Source organism: Pseudolactococcus raffinolactis NBRC 100932, from assembly GCF_001591765.1.
Classification (GTDB): domain Bacteria; phylum Bacillota; class Bacilli; order Lactobacillales; family Streptococcaceae; genus Pseudolactococcus; species Pseudolactococcus raffinolactis.
In genome coordinates, this window is sequence record NZ_BCVN01000107.1 from 1 (window position 1) to 650 (window position 650).

Consider the following 650-nt stretch of genomic DNA (forward strand, 5'->3'; position numbering starts at 1 on the left):
AAGGATAGCATCTTTTGAAAAAATGATAAGATTTATTGTTTGATTTTAAAAACATTATTTTCATACATTATTTAACAAATTGTGCTAAAATTATTTTGTAAATAATTTAAAATAACTAACAACTTCTTATTACATATCCAAATTGCTAGTTGTTTTAGTAAAACTCAAAAGGAGACGAGAATTATGAAACATTACACTATGTTAGATGAAAAGCAACTAACGGCTATTACTGGTGGAGGATACAAATACTACGGTAATGGAAGAGCTTAAAAAATATGAATACAATTGAAAAAAACTTAATTAATAATTTGTATAATCTATTGGAAGAGCGTACTAATAAGTCCAAAGAAATTTTAGATATTCTTGATGTATTATCACAAGTTAATAAAAAACTTGATAAAGAAAGACATCCAGAAGTTCTAATAAATAAACTTAATCAATATATTCGCATTACTGCTTCCACAGGAAAAATTAAGTTCTCGAATGAAGAAGAAAAGCTAACAATTGAATTGAGTATTATTGGACAGAAAGCAGGAATAAACGGTTCATACATGGCTGACTTTTCTGATAAATCGCAATTTTATAAATTTGGAGAAAAAGTCCCTTTTCACTAAAATTCATGATTCAATTAGATAGGTTATAAAAATCAT

The 650-nt window shown here is 25.8% G+C and carries 1 protein-coding gene; it reads left to right on the forward strand.

What is annotated here, in order from left to right; genetic code table 11:
- Positions 1 to 275 precede the first annotated feature (275 nt).
- On the forward strand, positions 276 to 614 hold the full coding sequence (locus LRA01S_RS10635; protein WP_061775570.1) for a bacteriocin immunity protein: 339 nt from the start codon (positions 276 to 278) through the stop codon (positions 612 to 614).
- Positions 615 to 650: the final 36 nt, after the last annotated feature.

Bases quoted from the DNA above. Each gene is read 5' to 3' on its own strand.
- LRA01S_RS10635 (WP_061775570.1), top strand. From the start codon at position 276: ATGAATACAATTGAAAAAAACTTAATTAATAATTTGTATAATCTATTG.